This window comes from Pseudobacillus sp. 179-B 2D1 NHS (genome assembly GCF_045370945.1).
Lineage (GTDB): Bacteria > Bacillota > Bacilli > Bacillales > Domibacillaceae > Pseudobacillus.
In genome coordinates, this window is the sequence record NZ_JBIQDP010000027.1 from 1 (window position 1) to 20,747 (window position 20,747).

At 43.0% G+C, this 20,747-nt stretch carries 20 protein-coding genes and 1 pseudogene; 17 read left to right on the forward strand and 4 right to left on the reverse strand.

All coding sequences use genetic code 11. The features are described 5' to 3' along the window. Together ACH0BF_RS20605 and ACH0BF_RS20610 are read left to right on the forward strand one after the other, a co-directional pair. Window positions 1–225: pseudogene (locus ACH0BF_RS20605) on the forward strand (ferredoxin--NADP(+) reductase); the annotation flags it as partial. Window positions 226–391: 166 nt separating this feature from the next. Then, window positions 392–1,984, forward strand: coding sequence for a long-chain-fatty-acid--CoA ligase (locus tag ACH0BF_RS20610; RefSeq protein WP_340852586.1), 1,593 nt, complete (start codon window positions 392–394; stop codon window positions 1,982–1,984). A 41-nt stretch (window positions 1,985–2,025) separates the two neighbouring features. On the opposite strand, the gene ACH0BF_RS20615 is transcribed toward ACH0BF_RS20610, so the two are convergent. Beyond that, a complete protein-coding gene (locus tag ACH0BF_RS20615) occupies window positions 2,026–3,405 on the reverse strand; it encodes an amidase (RefSeq protein ID WP_340852588.1) in 1,380 nt (459 codons plus the stop codon). A gap of 167 nt (window positions 3,406–3,572) precedes the next feature. On the opposite strand from ACH0BF_RS20615, the gene ACH0BF_RS20620 reads away from it, so the two are divergent. The 4 genes from ACH0BF_RS20620 to ACH0BF_RS20635 all read left to right on the forward strand — a co-directional run bounded on the left by ACH0BF_RS20620 (window position 3,573) and on the right by ACH0BF_RS20635 (window position 5,856). Further along, window positions 3,573–4,073: a flavin reductase family protein gene (locus ACH0BF_RS20620; protein WP_120034369.1), complete on the forward strand. Its 501-nt coding sequence runs from the start codon at window positions 3,573–3,575 to the stop codon at window positions 4,071–4,073. 126 nt (window positions 4,074–4,199) lie between these two features. Then, entirely contained in the window at window positions 4,200–4,643 is a 444-nt protein-coding gene (locus ACH0BF_RS20625; protein WP_120034367.1) for a MarR family winged helix-turn-helix transcriptional regulator, read from the forward strand. 69 nt (window positions 4,644–4,712) lie between these two features. Continuing rightward, window positions 4,713–5,120 (forward strand): DoxX family protein, encoded by a 408-nt coding sequence (locus ACH0BF_RS20630; protein WP_406910210.1) that lies wholly within the window; start codon window positions 4,713–4,715, stop codon window positions 5,118–5,120. A gap of 31 nt (window positions 5,121–5,151) precedes the next feature. Beyond that, window positions 5,152–5,856 carry a pirin family protein gene (locus ACH0BF_RS20635; RefSeq protein ID WP_406910211.1) on the forward strand — a complete coding sequence of 235 codons (705 nt, stop codon included), beginning with the start codon at window positions 5,152–5,154 and terminating at the stop codon, window positions 5,854–5,856. A 74-nt stretch (window positions 5,857–5,930) separates the two neighbouring features. On the opposite strand, the gene ACH0BF_RS20640 is transcribed toward ACH0BF_RS20635, so the two are convergent. Then, entirely contained in the window at window positions 5,931–7,115 is a 1,185-nt protein-coding gene (locus tag ACH0BF_RS20640) for an MFS transporter (protein ID WP_406910212.1), read from the reverse strand. Between the two features lie 121 nt (window positions 7,116–7,236). On the opposite strand from ACH0BF_RS20640, the gene ACH0BF_RS20645 reads away from it, so the two are divergent. From ACH0BF_RS20645 to ACH0BF_RS20655, 3 genes are all read left to right on the forward strand, one after another. After that, window positions 7,237–8,121 (forward strand): LysR family transcriptional regulator, encoded by an 885-nt coding sequence (locus ACH0BF_RS20645; protein ID WP_340852593.1) that lies wholly within the window; start codon window positions 7,237–7,239, stop codon window positions 8,119–8,121. Between the two features lie 185 nt (window positions 8,122–8,306). Next, window positions 8,307–8,999, forward strand: a complete 693-nt coding sequence (locus tag ACH0BF_RS20650) for a FadR/GntR family transcriptional regulator (protein ID WP_406910213.1) — start codon at window positions 8,307–8,309, stop codon at window positions 8,997–8,999. A 2-nt stretch (window positions 9,000–9,001) separates the two neighbouring features. Continuing rightward, window positions 9,002–10,228, forward strand: coding sequence for a CynX/NimT family MFS transporter (locus ACH0BF_RS20655; RefSeq protein ID WP_406910214.1), 1,227 nt, complete (start codon window positions 9,002–9,004; stop codon window positions 10,226–10,228). Window positions 10,229–10,303: 75 nt separating this feature from the next. Here ACH0BF_RS20655 and ACH0BF_RS20660 read toward each other — a convergent pair whose 3' ends face one another. Beyond that, entirely contained in the window at window positions 10,304–11,515 is a 1,212-nt protein-coding gene (locus ACH0BF_RS20660; RefSeq protein WP_406910215.1) for an MFS transporter, read from the reverse strand. 190 nt (window positions 11,516–11,705) lie between these two features. Here ACH0BF_RS20660 and ACH0BF_RS20665 point away from each other — a divergent pair, with 190 nt between their 5' ends. The 3 genes from ACH0BF_RS20665 to ACH0BF_RS20675 all read left to right on the forward strand — a co-directional run bounded on the left by ACH0BF_RS20665 (window position 11,706) and on the right by ACH0BF_RS20675 (window position 13,880). Beyond that, the gene (locus ACH0BF_RS20665; protein WP_406910216.1) at window positions 11,706–12,032 is read left to right on the forward strand and encodes a PadR family transcriptional regulator; all 327 of its coding nucleotides are present in this window, start codon (window positions 11,706–11,708) and stop codon (window positions 12,030–12,032) included. Between the two features lie 15 nt (window positions 12,033–12,047). After that, window positions 12,048–12,911: a permease prefix domain 1-containing protein gene (locus ACH0BF_RS20670; RefSeq protein ID WP_406910217.1), complete on the forward strand. Its 864-nt coding sequence runs from the start codon at window positions 12,048–12,050 to the stop codon at window positions 12,909–12,911. 156 nt (window positions 12,912–13,067) lie between these two features. Further along, window positions 13,068–13,880 carry a YitT family protein gene (locus tag ACH0BF_RS20675; RefSeq protein ID WP_120034348.1) on the forward strand — a complete coding sequence of 271 codons (813 nt, stop codon included), beginning with the start codon at window positions 13,068–13,070 and terminating at the stop codon, window positions 13,878–13,880. A gap of 112 nt (window positions 13,881–13,992) precedes the next feature. Here ACH0BF_RS20675 and ACH0BF_RS20680 read toward each other — a convergent pair whose 3' ends face one another. Beyond that, window positions 13,993–15,363 (reverse strand): sigma-54 interaction domain-containing protein, encoded by a 1,371-nt coding sequence (locus ACH0BF_RS20680; RefSeq protein ID WP_406910218.1) that lies wholly within the window; start codon window positions 15,361–15,363, stop codon window positions 13,993–13,995. Between the two features lie 254 nt (window positions 15,364–15,617). Between ACH0BF_RS20680 and ACH0BF_RS20685 the strand changes: the two genes are divergently transcribed. From ACH0BF_RS20685 to ACH0BF_RS20705, 5 genes are all read left to right on the forward strand, one after another. Next, window positions 15,618–16,637: an NAD(P)/FAD-dependent oxidoreductase gene (locus tag ACH0BF_RS20685; RefSeq protein WP_120034344.1), complete on the forward strand. Its 1,020-nt coding sequence runs from the start codon at window positions 15,618–15,620 to the stop codon at window positions 16,635–16,637. A 36-nt stretch (window positions 16,638–16,673) separates the two neighbouring features. After that, window positions 16,674–16,922: a ferredoxin gene (locus ACH0BF_RS20690; RefSeq protein ID WP_120037897.1), complete on the forward strand. Its 249-nt coding sequence runs from the start codon at window positions 16,674–16,676 to the stop codon at window positions 16,920–16,922. A gap of 92 nt (window positions 16,923–17,014) precedes the next feature. Beyond that, entirely contained in the window at window positions 17,015–18,097 is a 1,083-nt protein-coding gene (locus ACH0BF_RS20695; RefSeq protein WP_340852602.1) for an aromatic ring-hydroxylating oxygenase subunit alpha, read from the forward strand. Further along, window positions 18,090–19,541 carry an aldehyde dehydrogenase family protein gene (locus tag ACH0BF_RS20700; RefSeq protein WP_340852603.1) on the forward strand — a complete coding sequence of 484 codons (1,452 nt, stop codon included), beginning with the start codon at window positions 18,090–18,092 and terminating at the stop codon, window positions 19,539–19,541. The genes ACH0BF_RS20695 and ACH0BF_RS20700 overlap by 8 nt, the downstream gene beginning before the upstream one ends. Window positions 19,542–19,560: 19 nt before the next feature. Beyond that, entirely contained in the window at window positions 19,561–20,640 is a 1,080-nt protein-coding gene (locus tag ACH0BF_RS20705; protein WP_406910219.1) for a tartrate dehydrogenase, read from the forward strand. Window positions 20,641–20,747: the final 107 nt, after the last annotated feature.

Consider the following 20,747-nt stretch of genomic DNA (forward strand, 5'->3'; position numbering starts at 1 on the left):
GTTGTCAATTCTCGGATGGAAACGAACATCCCGGGGATTTACGCAGCGGGAGATATTTGTACGTATGAAGGAAAGGTGAAGCTGATTGCGAGCGGCTTCGGCGAAGCGCCGACGGCTGTCAGCAACGCGAAAGTATACATTGATCCAAAAGCGAAAGTACAGCCGTTACACAGCACAAGTATAATGGGCGAAACAGAGAAAAACACTCAGAAGGTTTTAAGTTAATAAAGATATGTATTTATAGCGCGGGGGAAAACCCGCGTTATTTTTTGCTTTTATATGAAAGGCGTAAGTTCATAGGAACAAGGTGAACAGTTATTGATTTTAATTTTCTGAAAAATCAATTAAGATAAAGAAGAAGGGACAAATACATGACCAGGGGATGAGAGAAATGAATGTACCGCTTATAGTTACGCAATTTCTTGATCGGGCTGTTACTTATTATGGAGAAAAAACAGCTGTCATCACTCCAACAGATTCGCTCACTTATAAAGAATTGTTTGCAAGAGTTCAGCGCTTATCACGTGGTTTAAGAGCAGAGGGCGTCAAAAAAGGGGACAGAGTAGCCTATCTTGCTCCCAACTCGCTAGAAATGCTGGAGGGATTTTATGGAGTATTCCAGCTGGGGGCAGTCATGGTACCGCTCAATATTCGTCTTAAACCAGAAGATTATATATTTATCCTTAATCATAGTGAAGCTAGAGTGCTTTTTGTAGATGACGATCTTTATTCGCTCATTGAACCGGTAAAAGAAAAGTTGACAACTGTTGAAAAAATTATTGTGCATGATAAGAGCAAGGGGTGTCAGGAGACTGACTACAATGAATGGCTTGCACGGTTTTCCGAAACTGCTTTCGAAAGAGCCGATGTCGAGGAGGATGACCTCGCCAGTCTGTTATATACGAGCGGAACAACAGGCAACCCTAAAGGAGTGATGCTCACCCATCGCAACAATTACCTGCATGCGATGTCTTCCATGCATGCAATCCGCGTGTCAGACAGAGACATTTATCTGCATGTTTTGCCAATGTTCCACGTAAATGGATGGGGAGCGCCGTTTTATTATACAGCTAATGGCGCTACCCATATTTGCTTGAAGAAAACAGATCCGAAAACCATTTTTGAAGCAGTTGCCGATCATCATGTAACCGTGATGCATATGGCTCCAACAGTCTTGAACAGTTTGCTGCAATACAATGAAGAATACAAACCGCATATCAAGCAAAAATTACGTGTTGTCATCGCTGGATCTGCACCGCCGCCAGCTTTTGTTGCCCGTGTGGAAGAAGAGCTTGGTTGGGAGTTTCTGCAAGTATACGGAATGACAGAATCCTCCCCGCTCAGCACCTATTCAGCGATTCGGCCTCAGTGTGACGGATTGCCTTTAAAGGAAAGATACCGAATGAAAGCAAAAGCCGGTTTCGCGATGATCGGCAATGAGGTGCGCGTTGTAGATGAGTTTGGAGAAGAGGTGCCCCATGATGGACAAGCGATCGGTGAATTAATTGTCCGCAGCAATGGCGTGATGAAAGGATATTGGAAAAATGAACAGGCTACGATGGAAGCCATCCGCGATGGCTGGTTATACACGGGAGACATGGCGACGGTAGATGAGTATGGGAACGTCGATATCGTTGATAGAAAGAAAGACGTCATTATTAGCGGCGGTGAAAATATTTCTTCTATTGAGGTAGAGGGAGTATTGTACGAGCATAGTGATGTTTTAGAAGCAGCTGTTGTAGCCGTTCCCCACGAGAAATGGGGAGAAACACCGCACGCTTTTGTGGTAAAGCGTCCTTCTTCGAATATAACAGAACAAGAGTTAATTGATTTTTCGAGAAGCCGGCTCGCTCATTTTAAAGCAATCACTGGGGTGTCATTCGTAGAAGAGCTGCCCAAAACAGCATCTGGGAAAATTCAAAAGGTTCATTTGCGAAATGAGTATTGGAGCTCTGCAGGCACATCCGGCCGCTTCGTTAATTAATAGAAAGAGCTTGGACCATTAGTGGTCCAAGCTCTTTGCCATTAGTTCTTCAGAGATTCTCCTAGCGCTTCTCTTTTTTTATAAAACTCTTTGAGGAAGCTTTGCTCATAAGCATAGCCCGCACGGATCAGCGTCTGTTCATTGAACGTTGCAGCTGCTAGCTGTAATCCTACGGGAAGTCCTTTTTCTGTCAAGCCGCTCGGAATAGATAGAGCAGGCTGTCCGGTTAAATTAAAGACAGACGCATAACGGATCATCGCATCAAAGATCGGTTCCCTTCTGCCGGCGATTTCAAATTCTTCTACACCAATTTTTTGGGCAGTATCCGGCAGTGTTGGTGTCGCTAATACATCAATTTGTTCGAATAGCTTTTCAAATTGCTCTGTAATATCTGCCTTTCGTTTGATTGCTTTAATATAATCCAACGCAGAGAAGGATCGGCTTGCCTCCAGAGCTGCACGAACATCAGGGCCGAATTGGTCAATCGCATGATGCAAACTATTTTCATGTACGAATCCTGCTTCGGAAATGGCAAGAGTGAACACTAAAGCAAGATCTTCAGCTGTAAATGGCACCTCAATGTCAATCAGCACAGCTCCGAGGCTTGCTAAATTATTAAGGGCCTGTTTGTAGAGAGACAGGCTTTCTTTATCTATATACTCGTTAAAGTAATTGGACGGCACGCCGACACGGAGGCCACGAATGTCCTCCTGTAGATTTTCTGAATAAGAAAGACCTGTTAAGGCTTCCATCATAATGGCTAAATCATCCACGTTTTTGGTCAATGGCCCGACATGATCGATTGACCATGAAATATTCTTCACGCCAGTCGCATCAACGAGATGGTATGTAGGCTTCAAACCGATCACACCGCAAGAAGCCGCTGGAATACGGACAGATCCACCCGTATCCGTGCCGATGGAGGCAGCACATAAGGAGGCGGCAACTGCTGCTCCAGACCCACCGCTGGACCCGCCTGGTGTGTATTCTCGATTCCACGGGTTCCTTACCGGTCCGTAAAATGGATTATTCGATGTAATGCCGAATGCATACTCATGCATATTGGTTTTGCCCAGATTGACGGCTCCTTCCCGCTGGAGAATCTGGAAAGCGCCAGCATTGGTATCCGGAATAAAATTTTCTTCGATTTTCGATCCGCTTGTTGTACGAATCCCTTTCGTGTATAAGTTATCTTTATAAGAAAGGGGAATGCCTTCTAATATTCCTGTTAATTCATTGGCTAAAAATTTTTTCTCTGAAATTTCCGCTTGTTTTAAAGCCTGTTCAGCACAAACTGTGATATAAGTGTTCAAGTCTTGATTATGATCGATCCGCCTCAAGTAATAATTAGTGACTTCAACTGGTGAGAATTCTTTGTTTTGATAATGAGCTTTCAGTTCACGAATCGTTAAATTTTTCATGGTTCCTCCCCCTTAATTGTTATATCCCTACCTCCATTATTTTATCATGAAATAGTTTCAAAAAATTAAATATTAAAATAAACAAAAAAGAATGAAACTTTTTTGCCCAGTTTTTGTCCATTTTTTGATACAGTAGAAGTGAATACATAACAAGGGAGAGATGAGGAATGGAAAAAGCAGAGAAACAAACATTATTTAAAGAGGTAATGGGGAATTACCCAACGGGTGTAACGATTGTAACAGGGGTAACCGAAGATGGAACACCTGTTGGGTTGACTGTGAATTCATTTGCATCTGTTTCACTTGATCCATTGATGGTGCTGTGGTCAATCGATCATGGTGTATCAACAATTAAAGCATTTACTGAAGGAGGCAAATTTGCCGTGCATGTGCTTGCCGGTGAGCAGCAGGAGCTTTGCAAAACGTTTGCCACTAAAGGTGTGGACCGCTTCAGTCAATGCAAATGGAAAATGTCCGAAAATGGGCTGCCGATTATTGAAGGAGCATTCGGTGTATTTGAATGTGAAACATTTCAGGCAGTCGAAGCAGGCGACCATACTGTCCTGATTGGCAATGTAACCGACATTCATCTCGATAAAGGAAAAGATCCAATGCTGTATCATCGCCGCTGCTTTGGACCAATCCCAGCAGAATTTTATACTGAATAATACTTCCTGTCCGTTGCTTACTAGCAGCGGACAGTTTATTTTGAAAAAAGATCCGTTTGACATCAAAGAAAAACGGTTATATAATAAATCTCGAAATCGAGATAATTTGTAAAGGAATTGATAATTATGGCTTCAGCTGACCAACAAGACTTATCTTTGAAACTATTCGTTGTATTATCTCGGGCTGTACAATCCGTAACGAAACGAGTAGAAGAAGATATAAAAAATTATGGACTGAATACAACTGAGTTTGCAGTACTTGAACTGCTGTTCAGCAAAGGGGATCAGCCCATACAGAAAATCGGCGAGAAAATATTGCTTGCAAGCAGCAGCATCACTTACGTTGTTGATAAATTAGAGAAAAAACAACTGCTCGTGCGGAAACCATGTCCAACAGATCGACGTGTCACGTATGCTTCTATTACCCCTGAGGGCCAGGAATTAATGAGTACTATTTTTCCTAAACATAAAGAGGCCATTCAGGAAATATTCGGTGGATTAGATGCTAAAGAAAAAGAAATAATGATCACCCAATTAAAAAAACTAGGTTTTTACGCGCAAGAACTTTAAATAATTTTTTTTAACTATATATCTCGAATTCATAATATATGAAATGATAATAAAAGAGGAGGAAATAAAATGATGAATGCAGGGTTATTAATAATACGTTTAGCTATCGGTCTAAGCTTTGCCGGACACGGGGCACAAAAATTGTTTGGGTGGTTTGGAGGCCATGGAATTAAAGGAACGGGAGGTTTCTTTGAGTCTATAGGAATGAAGCCGGGAGTAACGATGGCTGTTTTAGCTGGATTGGCAGAATTGATTGGCGGAGCACTATTTGTTTTAGGACTGCTTACACCGTTAGCAGCTGTTATTATTGCTGGAACGATGGTCGTCGCTATTCTAAAAGTGCACGGACCAAATGGTTACTGGGCTACTGAAAATGGCTATGAGTATAATCTGATGATTATAGCAGTAGTGATTGGTGTTGCCTTAATCGGTTCAGGCCAATATGCATTAGATGCCATTATTTTTCAAGGAAATTAAACTAAACACGTAATAAGAGGAGGGGGATCAAATGATAACAATTTATCCAGCAGGCTCACGCCATACAGCAGATCACGGATGGCTGAAGAGCCATTTCAGTTTTTCCTTTGCGGAATATTATAACCCCGAAAATATGAACTTTGGACCGATGCGAGTGCTAAATGATGATATTGTCAAACCCCATCGAGGATTTGGGGCTCATCCGCATCGTGAAATGGAAATCGTGTCAATTGTTTTAAGTGGATATTTAAAGCATGAATACAGTGCGGGACATACGGCGACAACAACTTTTGGAGGCGTCCAACGGATGTCAGCAGGAACAGGGGTGATTCATTCGGAAGTTAATCCTTCTTCTGATGAAGATGTAAACTTTCTGCAGCTATGGTTTGAAACGAAAGAAAATGGTTTAACGCCTTCCTATGAGCAAACAAATTTTGATGTGGATCAGTTGAAAAATCAGTTGCTTCCTATAGTAAGTCAAGAGCCTATTTCCGAACAGACCGCGTATATCCACCAGGACTTAACAGTTTATTTATCAGATTTAGAGAAAGGTCAAGAACTCACATTTACGCAAAAAGAAGGACGTCGGATCTTCTTGTTTGTGATTGAGGGAAAAGTTATGATAAACGCTGAAGCCGTCTTACACCAGCGTGATTCTGCCCGCATAACAGAAACGGGCACTTTACAAATAATCGCAGAATCTGACTCGCGATTTATGCTAATCGATCTACCGTAAAGAATGAGAGAATGGTTTTCAAAAGGGGAGCCCAAACGCTTAAGCAGGGCTCTCCTTTTGATATTTAACAAGCTCTATGCAGCTGTGGGAACTTTTTCTTTCTTAGTGCGGGACGCAACAAAAAATTGAACGATCATGCATGCGAGATTGATGGCAATCAATCCGATGACAGAGAATAAAAAACCTCCGGTTGCATCATGAATCCACCCGATCAAGATCGGTCCTGTTGCACTAATAATATAGCCTGCTGACTGAATCAGCGCTGACCAAGCAGCAGCCTCTTGTCCGCTTGTAGTTGCATCAATTGGCAGCAGCAAGTTGAGCGAAAATAAGGAAGCTGCTCCAATTCCAAGAAAAATAGCGGCTACCCAAGGGAATATTGCAAGGTACACCATGAGAAAGCCAATGAACTCTACGCCAGAAAAAAACAGCAATAAGAAGAGACGGGAAGGATACTTTTTAATAATAAAAGGAAGTAGCAAATTTGCGGGAATTTGTACAACCGCAAAAATAGTTAGCGCATTGCCGGCATAGCTTTCACTGTAACCCATGCCTTGTACAATCGGAGGAAGCCAGGCAGTGATCGAAAAAAAGATCATTCCTGACAGGCCAAACGACCATATCAGCAGCCAGGCCCTTGGATTTCTCCAGGGAAGGGCAGGGGACGGCTGAAAGGCGGAATTGTTTTTTGAATGATTAACCTGCCGTAAAACCAAAAGCCACCAGAGTGGAATGGCGATTAAAGCCAAAACAGTCCAAATACCAAGCGCAGCTCGCCAGGAATGCAGTCCGCTTTGAAGCGGCGCGGCTAAGCCGGATGCAAGAGCGGCTCCCATCGTCATAGCAACGGAATAAACACTAATCATTTTCGGTACCTGGTGAGGGAAATGGCGTTTAATAAACCCGGAAAGCAAAGGGCCCATAATAGCGGCGCCAATGCCGATTACGAATGCGGTAAAAAGTAAAAAGAAAACCGAGTTCGTAAAGAAGCGTAAAAATGTGCCGAGACCAACTAGGAGGAGAGCACCTCCTAAAACCCGTTCCATGCCGATACGATTTCCCAGTTTGGCTGCTGCTGGCGAAAAGATTCCCATGCAAAGGACAGGAATGGAAGTTAGTAAACTTGCTGTTGAAGCGCTAATTCCTAAGTGGTTTCGCAATGACTCCAACAAAGGGGAAATGGAGTTGATTGCAGGGCGCAAGTTTAAAGAAGCCATAAAGAGAGCGAGCGCCATCAGAGTGGCCCTAAATCTTTTCATTTTCTTCACACCTTTTCTTACTCATTTAAGCTCAAGGTTACCTGAAGATAAATGATTGGACAATTCAATAAAAACTATTATAATCATTGAAAAAATCAATGATATGAGGAGAAAGGCCGGCATGGAACTTAGACAGTTAGAATATTTCATGACTCTTTGTGAAGAGCTTCATTTTACAAGAGCATCAGAGAAAATTGGGATTTCTCAACCAACACTTAGTTTGCAAATACGAGCGATAGAACAGGAGCTGGGAACTCCGTTATTTGACCGTATTGGAAAGAGAATTGCTCTAACAGAAGCTGGAGCCATTCTTCTCAAGAATTGCAAGGGAATGTTTCGAAACCTTGAAAATGCCCTTCACGAGATAGAGGAACTTCGTGAATACCAGGGAGGCACTGTCGCGGTCGGCGTTTTGCCGGCAGAGCTCGATTACCGATTTACTCCTTTATTCATCGATTTTTACAAGAGATTTCCTAACATTCGCTTAAATCTCTCTGCGTCCACTGTTGAAATTACTAAGCAAGTACTTGATAACGAAGTGGATATTGGGATTACACTGCTTTTATCACAGGACAGCCGTTTAGTCAGCCTCCCCCTTTATCGCGAAGAGTATGTGTTAGTCGTTTCAAAAAACCATAGGTTAGCTAACCGTCACTCTATCCGTTTAGCAGAGTTAAGAGACATGCCGATGGTGATGTATGCTAAGCAATTTTTAGGAAGGCGACTATTAGAGGATCACTGTCAAAAGCATGGCATTCAACTAAACACAGTGGTAGAAACAACGACGGGACCTTCGCTTTTCCGTTTTGTTAAAGAAAATATCGGGGCGACTCTCCAGCCACTGCCGCTCTCCCAATCGCTAAATGATCCCAGTTTGTGCTTAATTAGGGTGAGCGATGACCCTCCTGTACGAGATATTGGGATTATTTACAGGGCGGATAAGTATCTAGGATTTGCGGTGCGGAAGTTTATTGAAACGATGGAAGAAAAGTTAAAAAGCCCGTGATCCTTCTGGCTTTTGGAACAGCCTGATTTTTGGGCTGTTTTTTTAGTTATTATGTATAGGCATTTTGTCGGCAGGAGAGCTTCATTAAAATTGTTTTAGGAATTTTTCGTTTGATGTTTACTTATTTTCATAGATATGATAAGTTTGCCAATGAACCAATCATCCTACAAATTTGAGGTGTAGACATGAACATTGAAAAAGCGAACCGTATCTCACTTGTGGATCAAGTCGCAGCACAAATAGAGGAATTAATTGAGTCCGGTGCTTGGCCGGTCGGCACGAGGCTGCCTCCGGAAATGGAATTGATGGAACGATTTGAAGTGAGCCGCAATACACTTCGTGAAGCCATACGCGCACTTGTGCATAGCGGTCTTTTGCAGACAAGACAAGGAAGCGGCACTCATGTCTGTTCGACGAGCGCCCTCGGCGTGGCTATTGAACGGCGGGTAAGCAAGTCGGATTTGCAGGAAACCTTGGAGGTCAGACATGCACTTGAACGGGAAGCAGCCCGGCTGGCGGCTGTTCGGCGAAGCGATGAAGATGTCAGAAAGCTGAGGTCTTATTTAGATAACTGCCGTCAGGCGATTAATGACGGGGATCAGGAAGGTTATGCAGAAGCAGATATTCAGCTTCATCAAGCTGTTGCTGCAGCTGCTCATAACCGCCTGCTGATTGAATTATATGAGCATATGATCGATGCCTTGCATTCATCTGTGCGCAATCTTGTTGAACTTTCCTTTTGCACAGCTACTCATCAGCATATTCATGAAAAGCTCGTTGAGGGCATCGCGACACAAAATGAAGAGGCGGCAGCAGAAGCTGTTAATGAATATATGGTTTACTTAAAAGATTTGCTGTCTGCCGGTTTGGAGGAATAAGAATGGGAGAACCACAAGCAATCCAATCTATTGAACAAAATCATGCATCAAGAAGATGGAAAGTCGTTTTTTTAATCGTGGGGATCATTTTGATCGGTGCCAACCTTAGAGCACCTTTAACTTCTGTCGGACCCCTCGTACCAGCTATTCGGGAGAATCTTGGAATATCAAATGCTGTTGCTGGCACGATTACGACGCTTCCTCTGCTTGCCTTTGCTTTTCTATCGCCGTTTGCGCCAAAAATCTCTCGGCTGTTCGGAGTCGAACTGACATTATTTGTCGCTTTAATTGCTTTGGCAACAGGAATATTGCTCCGTTCCTCCGGGGGAGTAGCAGCCTTATTTGCAGGGACAATTTTACTCGGATTAGCGATTGCTCTTGGCAATGTGTTGCTGCCTGGCTTTATCAAACAACATTTTTCTGAGCGTCTTGGTGTGATGACAGGCATTTATTCCGTTTCCATGAATCTCTGTGGCGCTATCGCCTCGGGCCTTAGTGTACCGCTTGCTGCCAGCGCTGGTTTTGGCTGGTCAGGCGCTCTCAGGGTATGGGCAGTATTAGCATTCATTGCTGTTTTCTTTTGGTTGCCGCAGCTGCGTCGTAAAAAACAAACAGCAGTGCCAGGAGGCAATCGCTCAGGCAGCCGGTTATGGCATTCTCGTCTTGCCTGGCAGGTTACTTTATTTATGGGATTACAATCGTTAATCTTTTATGTAGTAATTACCTGGCTGCCGGATATCTTACAGCAAAAAGGAATGGATGCCGGATCAGCCGGCTGGATGCTGTCAATGATGCAATTTTCTGTTTTGCCGTTTACATTTATTGTGCCGGTGCTGGCAGGCCGGCAGGAAAACCAGCGTGGGATTGCAGCTGCCACGGCCGTCTTATTTACGGCCGGACTGATTGGCATACTGTTTGACGATAGTGCCCTTTTGCTGCTATGGGTGATTTTTACCGGTATTGGAGCAGGATCTGCATTTAGCCTCGCTATGATGTTTTTCAGTCTGCGTACGAAAAGTACACAGGAAGCGGCAGAGTTATCGGGAATGGCTCAGTCATTCGGGTATCTTCTGGCTTCTGTTGGACCGGTTTTGTTCGGCGGATTGCATGATCTTACCCATAGCTGGACGATTCCTTTAACCATGCTGATTGCGGCTTCAGTGCTTATTTTTGTCACTGGCTTATCTGTCGGGAAAAAGGGGTACGTTACTTCGTCTGCCCAAAAGTAAAGTGGTGAAAGCTCAAATTTAACTATAGTCAATCTTTGAAAGAAGCTTAGGATGACCAGTCTTTTCATGGTCATCCTAAGCTTTTTTATTATAGTGCCTCTCAGATGATCCAAGCCATACAGCGCCTGCCATGATAAAAAAAGTAAGCATAAGCAGTGGAATAGTATACCCGGAAGAATAGTCTACAAGCCATCCGAATAATGAGGGAGAAACAACAATAAACACTTGATTTAACGTTAAAGCAAAACTCACTGTTAAGGTGGAGAATTCAGTGGTTGATTTTTCCGAGACGAGCACGATGAACAGGCTGAACCAGCCAATTCCCAAGAATCCTATCCAAAAGCATAAAAGGTTAATTGCCCATAAAGGGAGATAAGATGGCAGAAGAATAAGACCCAATACAGCCATAGCAGAGGCCCACATCGTTAGTTGCAGGGGCTTGCTTCGATTTCCTTTAAATACATGGTCGCTGATCCAGGCCAAAATAATCCGGCCAAACATTCCGCCAGCCAACGCAAAACTTAAGAAAGACCCTGCTGTGCTAAGCTTCACATGCAAAGTGTTCGTAAAGTAGCTCATTAAGTGGGCAACAAGGATAATCTGCAAAGAAACCATAATCATGCCAATGAAAAATACAGGATAAAGACTAGTGTTACTTTTAATTGTATTGATTTTTTCCATGAAGCGGTGTTTTTTGCTGCCATTCTTTCCATGCTTAATATCTTTGTAGAATAAAAGAAAGACTAAACCACCTGTTATAGCAACGGCTGATTGTGCTGTTATGACGGCGGTGGCCCCATTGTAATAAAACAAGAAAGGAAGAATCATTGAAGCGGCGGCCCCGCCGATAGGGATTCCCGTTTGCCTGATGCCCATCGCCAGTCCGCGGTGCTGCTTAGGGAACCATTTCATAATAGCACTGCTTCCGCCGGGCTGGGCGGTGCCGTACCATAAGCCGACAATGGCCAAAATGATAAGCAGTAAAACATACTGATCTGTTAAAGAAGCAGCTAAAATACTGCAGCCCAGAAACACAGCGCCTAAACCAACGACCCACTTCTCTCCGTGTTTCTCCATTAAATCTCCAAAGAATAGCATAGAGAAGATCGGACCAGCGTTTACTGCGGATACTAACAGGCCAACTTCCAATTGTGAAAGCTCATATTCTCTTTGATAGAAAGTTGCCAGCGGACCTATCCCGTAAGTGACAAATGTGGCACAGGCTTGAGCAAGAGTAGCAATGAAAAGAATAAGCCACTTGTAATTTTCCTTCTTTGCAAACAACATCACTTTCTCCTTTAAAAACCTCAGATTTAAATAGTGTCTCTATCATAACGTATGGAAAGTAAGAAGAGCTATTTATTTCTTGAACAGCCAAGATGGCTAAACTTGTCTTTTTTTAATAGAAAATGTCTGTAATATTACTTTGACAGACAAAGTAATATGAAGTATATTGTAATTGTAGGAGGGACGCCTAATGAGTGCGAAAATATCATCTGATTTAATCAGAGGCCATACAGATACGATCGTCCTTGGAATTTTAAAAGAAGGGGACAGTTATGGATATGAAATTTATAAAAAAATTATTGAGAAAAGCGAAGGGCAGTACGAATTAAAAGAGGCAACTCTTTATTCCAGTTTTAGAAGGCTTGAACAAGAGGGCTGTGTCACTTCTTATTGGGGAAGCGAGACACAGGGAGGCAGAAGAAAATATTACAGTATTACTGCTTCCGGTGAAACGCTTTATAAACGAAACTGTGATGATTGGGAGTTTACCAAAGAAGTCATCGAGAAATTATTGTAGAAAGGCTGTGAAAAAATGAAGAGCAGGATCAAGGAATATATTGAACAAGTATTTGCTGATTTTCCTCCCTCCAATCAGCTTAATGAATTAAAGGAGGAAGTAGAGGTTAATCTGCAGGAGAGGATTCAGGAATTTACTAATCAGGGGATGAACGAAGAAGAGGCGTTTCAGAAAGCAATCAGCCAGCTTGGCGATGTGACGAAGGTAGCTGAAGACATCGGCATAAAAGCTCATTATGAAGTTATTGATCATATGTATAATAAAAAACCGCTCCCTAAAGTCCATGTGTTTGGCTATGTCATTAGCATTGGAATTTTACTGTTCGGGATGATTACGGCACTGCTTGTCCATTTGCGGATGGAAGAATACTACATTACTATTTCCACCTTGTTTCCATTTGCCCTTGTATCGATCAGTGCGCTTGTTTATTTAGGGTTGACTCAAGAAACTCCACATCATTTTGGAATGAGACCGATCCGGGCAGCAGGCTATACAGCAGCGACGGGAGTTTTACTGTTTGGCTTATTTACCGCTGGTATTGTTTATTTTCAAGGGAGTGTAGAAAATGGTGAGTGGGTTGCTACGTTGCTTCCATTTGCTATTCCTTCCATCTGCCTTTACGTGTTTCTTGGACTGACAGAAAAGGACCGCAGCAAACACGACCAAGAGTGGATGAAGTATACAGCCAAGTATTATAATCCGGAATATCAAATGATACGAGGGAGTATCTCGGGTGCTTTATGGATTTTTGCCTTTGCTACCTTTCTTCTCATTGGTTTTCTTATTAGTTGGAAGTACGCGTGGATCGTATTTATTTTTGCGACAGGTGTAGAGGTATTGATCGGAGCCATTCCTTTCAAGCAGAAAAAAGCTTTATAAATAAAAACGCGAAGAGTTAAGTGTCTCTTCGCGTTTTTGTTCTACATCTTTTTGTGCGCGTCTGGTTTTTCAGAAAAAACTATTATCTCTAAAATCTCCAGTTTCTCCCCTATAATAATAACAATTAAACAGTAGATGGGAGAAGGGAGAGGTTAGATGAAAAATGTTGTAATCATTCTGTTTGGCTCATTTTTAGTAGGAGTCGCTTACAATTTTTTTCTCATCCCGCACGAGATATTAAGCAGTGGGCTTAGTGGGGTAGCAATTATGTTTGGTCTGATCACTCCTTTAAATACAGGCGTGGTAAACCTGATTTTGAATTTGCCGCTTCTAATTATTGGGTTAATCAAGCTTGGAAGGCGCTTTATCAGCTACACGATTTTATCAGTAGTCACGATTTCATTCAGTCTCTATGTGATACCGATTGTTGAAGTGTCCACAGAGCCTATCTTGTCCGCACTGTTCGGCGGAGTGATTACGGGAGCCGGCATTGGGCTGATCTTCCGGGCTTCTGGTTCATCAGGTGGATTTGATATTATCGCCATGCTTTTGACAAGGAAGAAAGACTTTCCGCTTGGCTCGATTTTAACAGCTATGAATGCTGTAGTCGTCCTGGCTTCTGGATTTATCTTCAGCTGGGATGCTGCGCTCAATACGCTGATTGCCATTTATGCGACAGGAAAAGTGGTTGACATGATTCATACTAACCATGTCAAGCTAACATTAATGATCATTACTGCCAAAGGGGAAGAAGTGAAAGGAAAGCTTCTGGCAAACTTGTATCGCGGTGTTACGCTAATGAACGGAGAAGGAGCCTACACGGGTGAAGGACGGTCCATACTCGTGACGGTTATTACGCGTTATCAGCTTACTGATGTAAAGAAAATGATTCATGATGCTGATCCTGGGGCCTTTGTTAATGTTACCCAGACGGTTGAAGTTGTTGGCTCATTTCACCGGCCTTCCTAGAGAAAAAACCTTTTCCTGTTAGGAAAAGGTTTTTTTATGTTTCCAGGATTACTCACCACCTGGGGTATTTACTGACTGCTTGTGCACGGACCTGGTGACCGTGTTTATGCGCCTAGCTCATCAAATCGCTGCAATATTCGCGGATCAGCTTCGACGCTTTCGTCTGACTGATGCCGAGGTCATTGGCGACTTTTCGTGATGATTTATACATCTGGTAAGATCTTCTGATGAGAATCCGTTTTGTCTCATTCAATGCCTGGTCGAGAGTGTGGGGAAGGGAAAGCTGGGTAAGAGGCCCGGCGTTTTCCGTAATCATATCAGGAAGGTCAGACACTTGAATGACAGAGTCGCTAATCACAACTAGCCGTTCAATGAGATTTTCCAATTGTCTCACGTTGCCTGGCCATGGATAATGAATCAAAGTATTGAGACATTCTTCTGAAATGACTTTGTTCGTATGGTATTTTTCGTTAAACTTATTTAAAAAATTATATGTCAGTGGAATCACATCTTCTTTTCGCTCGCGGAGCGGTGGCAGATGGACATCAATCACATTTAGACGATAAAACAAATCTTCGCGAAACTGTTTGTCCTTGACCATTTGGACTAGATTCTGATTGGTGGCAGCAATAATGCGGATATCGACTTTTTTTGTTTCACTGCCGCCAACAGGGATAAATTGCTTATCCTGAATAACCTGAAGCAGTTTAGCCTGAAGAGCAAGAGGCATTTCGCCAATTTCATCGAGAAACACAGTGCCGTTGTCCGCCGCCTCGATCAAGCCGGGCTTTCCAGATTTGCTGGCGCCGGTAAATGCCCCTTTTGCATAGCCAAATAGTTCGGATTCAAGTAACTCTTCTGGAATAGCAGCACAATTGATTGTTAAAAATGGCCCGTTTTTCCGCTGGCTAATTCGATGAATAAAATGGGCAAGCACTCCTTTTCCTGTGCCTGATTCTCCCTCAATCAAAATCGTTGAATCTGTAGGTGCTACTTTTTCACAGAAGGAGATGATTTGTTTAATCTTTTCGCTGTTTGTAACGATCCGCTCTGCTTCCTCTTCAAAGTGAGTTATATTTGACTCACTTGCTGCCTCTTTCGCTTTGAACATTTTATACGTTTGTGATTCTGTTGACGTTATGACAACAAGTTCAATCTCTCCTGCTTCATTTAAGAGCGGAATAGCAGATGTGAGCAGTTCTGCACCAATATATGTTTGCTGTTTCATATAGCATGGTTTCTTTCTTTTATACACCTCAGGAACAATAGAAGGTTTCCAATACCCTTTTTCGAACAATTCAATGTTATATTTACCGATTACATCGGTGGGCTTTAATCCATAATGACGTTCACACGCCTGATTAACATAAAGAATCCGCATTTCACCATCAAGTACAAAAATCTCATCGGAAGAATGATCGAGTATTTTTAATAACGTCTCCAGTGTCATCTCAACGCTGTTTTTTTCTTCTGCATGTTTCACAGGCATTCCCCCTTTTGTAAATCAAGTGAGTTATATTTGACTAACTATTCTTAACTTTGAGTTAAATATAACTCAATTTAAATCAAAATTGAAAGAATTTTCGTTATTTTTTTATCGTTTTCGCTAATTTTAGAAGTTGGCATTGGAATTGCATATATACAACCAACAGGCAGTCAACACTGTCTTGAAATATCCGTTTATTCCAAAGAGGCAGACTCAAGGAGAACTATTTTTGTAGTAGAGGGGGAATGACGATGAAGCAACAGCCGGAAATATTTGATATTACAATTATTGGCGGCGGCCCGGTTGGGTTGTTCACTGCTTTCTATGCGGGAATGCGTCAGGCTTCAGTCAAGGTTATTGAAAGTCTACCACAGCTTGGCGGCCAGTTATCCGCTTTATATCCTGAAAAATATATTTATGATATTGCTGGCTTTCCAAAAGTACGTGCTCAGGAGCTTGTTGATCAATTAATCGAGCAAATGAATCAATTCGAAACGGCAGTATGTCTGGAACAGTCAGTGGAAAGCATCGTACGAACAACAGATGAAGTGCTCGCTATCACAACGAATGAAGAAACCCATTACTCAAAAGCAATTATTATCACAGCTGGAAATGGAGCTTTTCAGCCACGTAAGCTGAAACTTGAAGGCGAAGAAAAATTTGAAAGCGCTAACCTTCATTATTCCGTTCAGAATTTAAATCAGTTTGCCGGAAAGAAGGTAGTGGTATTCGGCGGAGGGGATTCAGCCGTTGACTGGGCGATGATGCTTGAGCCAATCGCAGAAAAAGTAACGCTCATCCATCGTAGAGATAAGTTCCGTGCTCATGAACATAGTGTAGAGCTGTTAAAACAGTCAAAGGTCGACATTGTAACACCGTATGTGCCGATGGAACTTATTGGCGAAGAAAGGATTGAAAAAGTCATTGTGACGGAAACCAAGAGCGGTGAACCACTTGAAATTGAAGTAGATGATGTACTCGTTAACTATGGTTTTGTCTCGTCCCTTGGACCAATTAAAGAGTGGGGACTTGAAATCAAAGGAAATTCTATTGTAGTAAATTCTCGGATGGAGACAAACCTGGAAGGCATTTATGCCGCTGGAGATATTTGCACCTACGAAGGAAAGGTCAAGTTGATTGCCAGCGGTTTTGGAGAAGCACCCACAGCTGTCAGCAACGCCAAAGTATATATTGATCCGAGCGCAAAAGTACAGCCGCTCCACAGTACGAGTGTGATGGGCGAAAAAAACAAAAGTACCCACTCTGTGTAATAACGAAATCAAGTAGCAGGAAGGAGACGAGTAGTGTTGGCTAAATACACGATAGTAGACCAGGAGACGTGCATTGCCTGCGGCGCCTGCGGGGCAACGGCTCCGGAGCTGTTCGATTACGATTATGAAGGACTTGCCTTTGCTGTTCTTGATAACAATGAAGGAGCAATGGAAGTACCAGAAGACCTTGAAGAAGATTTAGAGGATGCGCTTGATGGCTGCCCGACAGACTCTATTAAAGTGGCTGAACAACCTTTTGCGTGTAAAAAGGCAGAAGTCAGCTGAAGGGCAAACGTCTTTCTCCAAAACGAAAGCGCTTTAAAAACAGTCCAGGCTGATTCAATTAACACAATTTATTTTACGGGGGAGAATGAATAATGGCTTATAATAAAGTAGAAAACGCGACGAACCGGACATTTGAGAGAACAATGACTTATGATCTGTATACAGATCCAAAAGTATTGGATAAGGAAATGGATCTTATTTTCTCAAAATCATGGCAGCTTGTCGGGCATGTCAGCCAACTAGAAAAACCAGGATCTTTCTTTACGACGGAAGTAGCTAAAGAACCAATCATCGTTGTTCGTGGCCAGGATGAAGTAATTCGCGCCTTTTACAATGTTTGTCCACACCGTGCGACGAAGCTTGAACAGAAGGAAGCGGGGAAGAAGAAAATCCTTCAGTGCGGCTATCATGGATGGACGTTCAAGTTGGATGGAAAGTTAAATAAAGCGCCGAACTTTAGAGGGCAAGACGCTGCTTGTGTGCAGGAGGCTTGCTTGCGTTCTGTGCGCATGGAAATTTTGGAATCTTTAATTTTCGTTAACTTGGATGATCAAGCAAAGCCGCTCAGTGAATCTTATGGGGATTTCTTTGAAAGATTGAGCAAGTTTCCTTTCTTGAGCGAACTGAAAAGAACCGGTCAAAAAACACGTGTCATTAAAGCTAACTGGAAGGCATTCATTGACAACTATTTAGAATGTGACCATTGCCATGTAGCTCATCCAAGCTTCGTTGCAACACTGGACATGGATGATTATCAAATTATTACATGTGAGAACTACTCTATCCAAGGGTCCATTGTAAAGCCTGATAAAAATTATGGTGAAGTGGATTTGAACAAGGCGGAAATGCGGGGTGGGACCTTTTACTGGTTATGGCCAAATTTAATGGTTACGATTTATCCGGGACCGGGAAATATGGCAACGATTCAAATGCTGCCAATTGACCATGAAAACACATTGGCTGTTTACACGTATTACTTCCGCGATGAAAACTTGACTCAGGAAGAAAAAGACTTAGTTGCTTTTGCGGAACAGGTTCGTCAGGAAGATGTGGACTTAGTAGAGCTGGAACAAATTGGTTTCCGGTCTCGCGCGTTTAATAAGGGCAAATATTCTTCTTCGGAAAAAGCGATCGTTCAATTTCATGAAATGGTATTGGAGGCCCTCAATGAGTAAATTAACGAGTAAAGAAAATTCTGTTAAACAGTTTCTTTTGATCAATGGTGAAAAAGTGGAAGCGCCGGTATACACCCCGCTTTGCTCTCCTTATTCCGGGGAGGAGATTGCCCAGATTGCTATGGCCGACAGAGAGCTGACAAAGCAAGCCATTACAGCTGCTTATCACGCACGTGAAGCGATTGGAAAAATGCCTGCTTATCAACGGGCGGAGATCTTGGAGAGAGTAGTTACTCTTTTAAAAGAAAGAGCGGATGAAGCAGCTGAAATTATTTCTCGTGAATCAGCCAAGCCCATTGTCTTCGCTAAAGCAGAAGTAGCAAGAACGATTGAAACCTATAAGTTTTCTGCGGAAGAAGCCAAAAGAATTCATGGTGAAACGATTCCTTTTGATGCGGCTGCGGGCGGTGTTGGCCGGATCGGCTATACGGTAAGAGAACCGATTGGAGTGATCGGTGCTATTACACCGTTTAATTTTCCACTCAATTTAGTTGCACACAAGGTCGGTCCTGCCATCGCAGCCGGTAACACAGTCGTATTAAAGCCAGCTTCACAAACTCCACTTTCTGCTCTTTTCATCGCAGAGCTCTTCGCGGAAGCTGGTCTTCCAGCCGGCGTGCTAAATGTGGTAACGGGACCGGGAGGAACAGTGGGAGATGCCATTGTTGAAGATGATCGTGTTAGCATGGTGACTTTCACAGGAAGTCCAAGTGTGGGTATTAGCATTCGCAGTAAAGCAGGATTGAAGAAGACAACGCTTGAGTTGGGCTCTAATTCAGCATTGATCATCGATAAAGATATTCAGATCAATGACATCATTGACCGCTGTATCATGGGAGCTTTTTCCAATCAAGGCCAGGTATGTATTTCCCTGCAGCGTGTCTATGCCCACGAAGAAGTGTACGATGAGTTTATTGCGAAATTTACAGAGGCGGCAAAGAAATTGAAAGTCGGTGATCCGCTTGATCCCGATACGTACATTTCCGCTTTGATCGCCAAAGGGGAAGCAGAGCGCGTGCTAGAGTGGATAGAAGAAACAAAAGAAAGCAGTGCCCAGATAGCAGCAGGAGGTAAACTGCAAAACGGCATTTTAGGGCCAACCATCATTACAGGGGCGGAGCATAAGTTGAAGGTATCTTGCCAGGAAGCGTTTGCTCCGGTTGTCGTTGTTAATAAAGTAAGCAGTATCGAAGAAGCGGTGGAATTAGTAAATGATTCCCGCTATGGACTGCAGGCAGGAATTTACACAAATAATATTAAGAATGCTTTGTACGCTTCACAGGAGCTGCATGTTGGCGGTGTCATCATCAATGATGTGCCGACATACCGTGTAGACCAGATGCCGTACGGCGGTGTGAAAGAAAGCGGCACAGGCCGTGAAGGCATTAAGTATGCAGTGGAAGAAATGACTGAAATGAAATTAGTCGTTTGGAACCAAAGCTGAAAGAACGAGGGAGATTATCGTGAAAACATTTAAAATAGCGGTGATTGCCGGGGATGGCATTGGACCGGAAGTTATTAACGAAGGGGTTAAAGTATTAAATAAAGTAGCTGAACTTGATTCAAGTTTTCAGTTTGATTTTACTTACTTTCCATGGGGATGCGAGTTTTACGCAGAAAATGGCAAAATGATGGATGATGACGGAATTGAGCAGCTAAAAGAATTTGATGCAATTTATTTAGGAGCCGTTGGTTTTCCTGGAGTTCCCGATCACATTTCACTCTGGGATTTACTATTGAAAATCCGCAAAAGTTTTGATCAGTATGTGAATATTCGTCCCGTTAGACTGCTGAAAGGGGCACACTTGCCGCTTGTTGACGTGAAACGCGAGGACATTGATATGCTGTTCATTCGTGAGAACAGTGAAGGAGAATACTCGGGTGCCGGTGACTGGCTATTTAAGGGGCAAGAACATGAAGTGGTATTGCAGAACAGCGTGTTTTCCCGTAAAGGAACAGAAAGGATTATCCGCTATGCATTTGAAACAGCAAAGAGAGAAGGAAGGTCTCTTACAAGCATTTCCAAAGCGAATGCCTTGAATTATTCCATGGCTTTCTGGGATCAGGTATTCGATGAGGTAAGCGCGGAATATCCGGAAGTGGAGACGGCGTCCTACCTGGTTGATGCAGCCGCCATGCTGATGATCAAGGATCCGAAGCGTTTTGAAGTAGTCGTTACATCCAATTTATTTGGGGATATTTTAACCGATCTGGGAGCCGCTCTTGCCGGCGGTATCGGGCTTGCTGCAGGGGCCAACATTAATCCTGAGCGTAACTTCCCGTCCATGTTTGAGCCGATTCATGGATCGGCTCCGGATATTGCAGGACAAGGTGTCGCAAATCCACTGGCATCTATTTGGTCTGCGAGTCAAATGCTTGACTTTTTCGGCTATGAGCAATACGGCCAAGCAGTATTAGCTGCCGTTGAACAATTACTTTTAGAAGATAAAGCGTTAACGCCTGACATGAACGGAACAGCCTCTACGTCCGAAGTAGGGGACCGGATAACAGAAATTATCGCTTCATTAGTTCCAGCAAAATGATTTTTAGATAAATAAAACAGTATCGCCTGGGGAAACTTTCCTCGGGCGGTATCGCTATATTTTTTTGAAATTTCTTATTTTGCCTAGGACTTTATAGGAACGTAGAA

Coding starts and splice junctions, on each gene's coding strand:
- ACH0BF_RS20610 (WP_340852586.1), top strand. CDS start 392: ATGAATGTACCGCTTATAGTTACGCAATTTCTTGATCGGGCTGTTACT.
- ACH0BF_RS20615 (WP_340852588.1), bottom strand. CDS start 3,405: ATGAAAAATTTAACGATTCGTGAACTGAAAGCTCATTATCAAAACAAA.
- ACH0BF_RS20620 (WP_120034369.1), top strand. CDS start 3,573: ATGGAAAAAGCAGAGAAACAAACATTATTTAAAGAGGTAATGGGGAAT.
- ACH0BF_RS20625 (WP_120034367.1), top strand. CDS start 4,200: ATGGCTTCAGCTGACCAACAAGACTTATCTTTGAAACTATTCGTTGTA.
- ACH0BF_RS20630 (WP_406910210.1), top strand. CDS start 4,713: ATGATGAATGCAGGGTTATTAATAATACGTTTAGCTATCGGTCTAAGC.
- ACH0BF_RS20635 (WP_406910211.1), top strand. CDS start 5,152: ATGATAACAATTTATCCAGCAGGCTCACGCCATACAGCAGATCACGGA.
- ACH0BF_RS20640 (WP_406910212.1), bottom strand. CDS start 7,115: ATGAAAAGATTTAGGGCCACTCTGATGGCGCTCGCTCTCTTTATGGCT.
- ACH0BF_RS20645 (WP_340852593.1), top strand. CDS start 7,237: ATGGAACTTAGACAGTTAGAATATTTCATGACTCTTTGTGAAGAGCTT.
- ACH0BF_RS20650 (WP_406910213.1), top strand. CDS start 8,307: ATGAACATTGAAAAAGCGAACCGTATCTCACTTGTGGATCAAGTCGCA.
- ACH0BF_RS20655 (WP_406910214.1), top strand. CDS start 9,002: ATGGGAGAACCACAAGCAATCCAATCTATTGAACAAAATCATGCATCA.
- ACH0BF_RS20660 (WP_406910215.1), bottom strand. CDS start 11,515: ATGTTGTTTGCAAAGAAGGAAAATTACAAGTGGCTTATTCTTTTCATT.
- ACH0BF_RS20665 (WP_406910216.1), top strand. CDS start 11,706: ATGAGTGCGAAAATATCATCTGATTTAATCAGAGGCCATACAGATACG.
- ACH0BF_RS20670 (WP_406910217.1), top strand. CDS start 12,048: ATGAAGAGCAGGATCAAGGAATATATTGAACAAGTATTTGCTGATTTT.
- ACH0BF_RS20675 (WP_120034348.1), top strand. CDS start 13,068: ATGAAAAATGTTGTAATCATTCTGTTTGGCTCATTTTTAGTAGGAGTC.
- ACH0BF_RS20685 (WP_120034344.1), top strand. CDS start 15,618: ATGAAGCAACAGCCGGAAATATTTGATATTACAATTATTGGCGGCGGC.
- ACH0BF_RS20695 (WP_340852602.1), top strand. CDS start 17,015: ATGGCTTATAATAAAGTAGAAAACGCGACGAACCGGACATTTGAGAGA.
- ACH0BF_RS20700 (WP_340852603.1), top strand. CDS start 18,090: ATGAGTAAATTAACGAGTAAAGAAAATTCTGTTAAACAGTTTCTTTTG.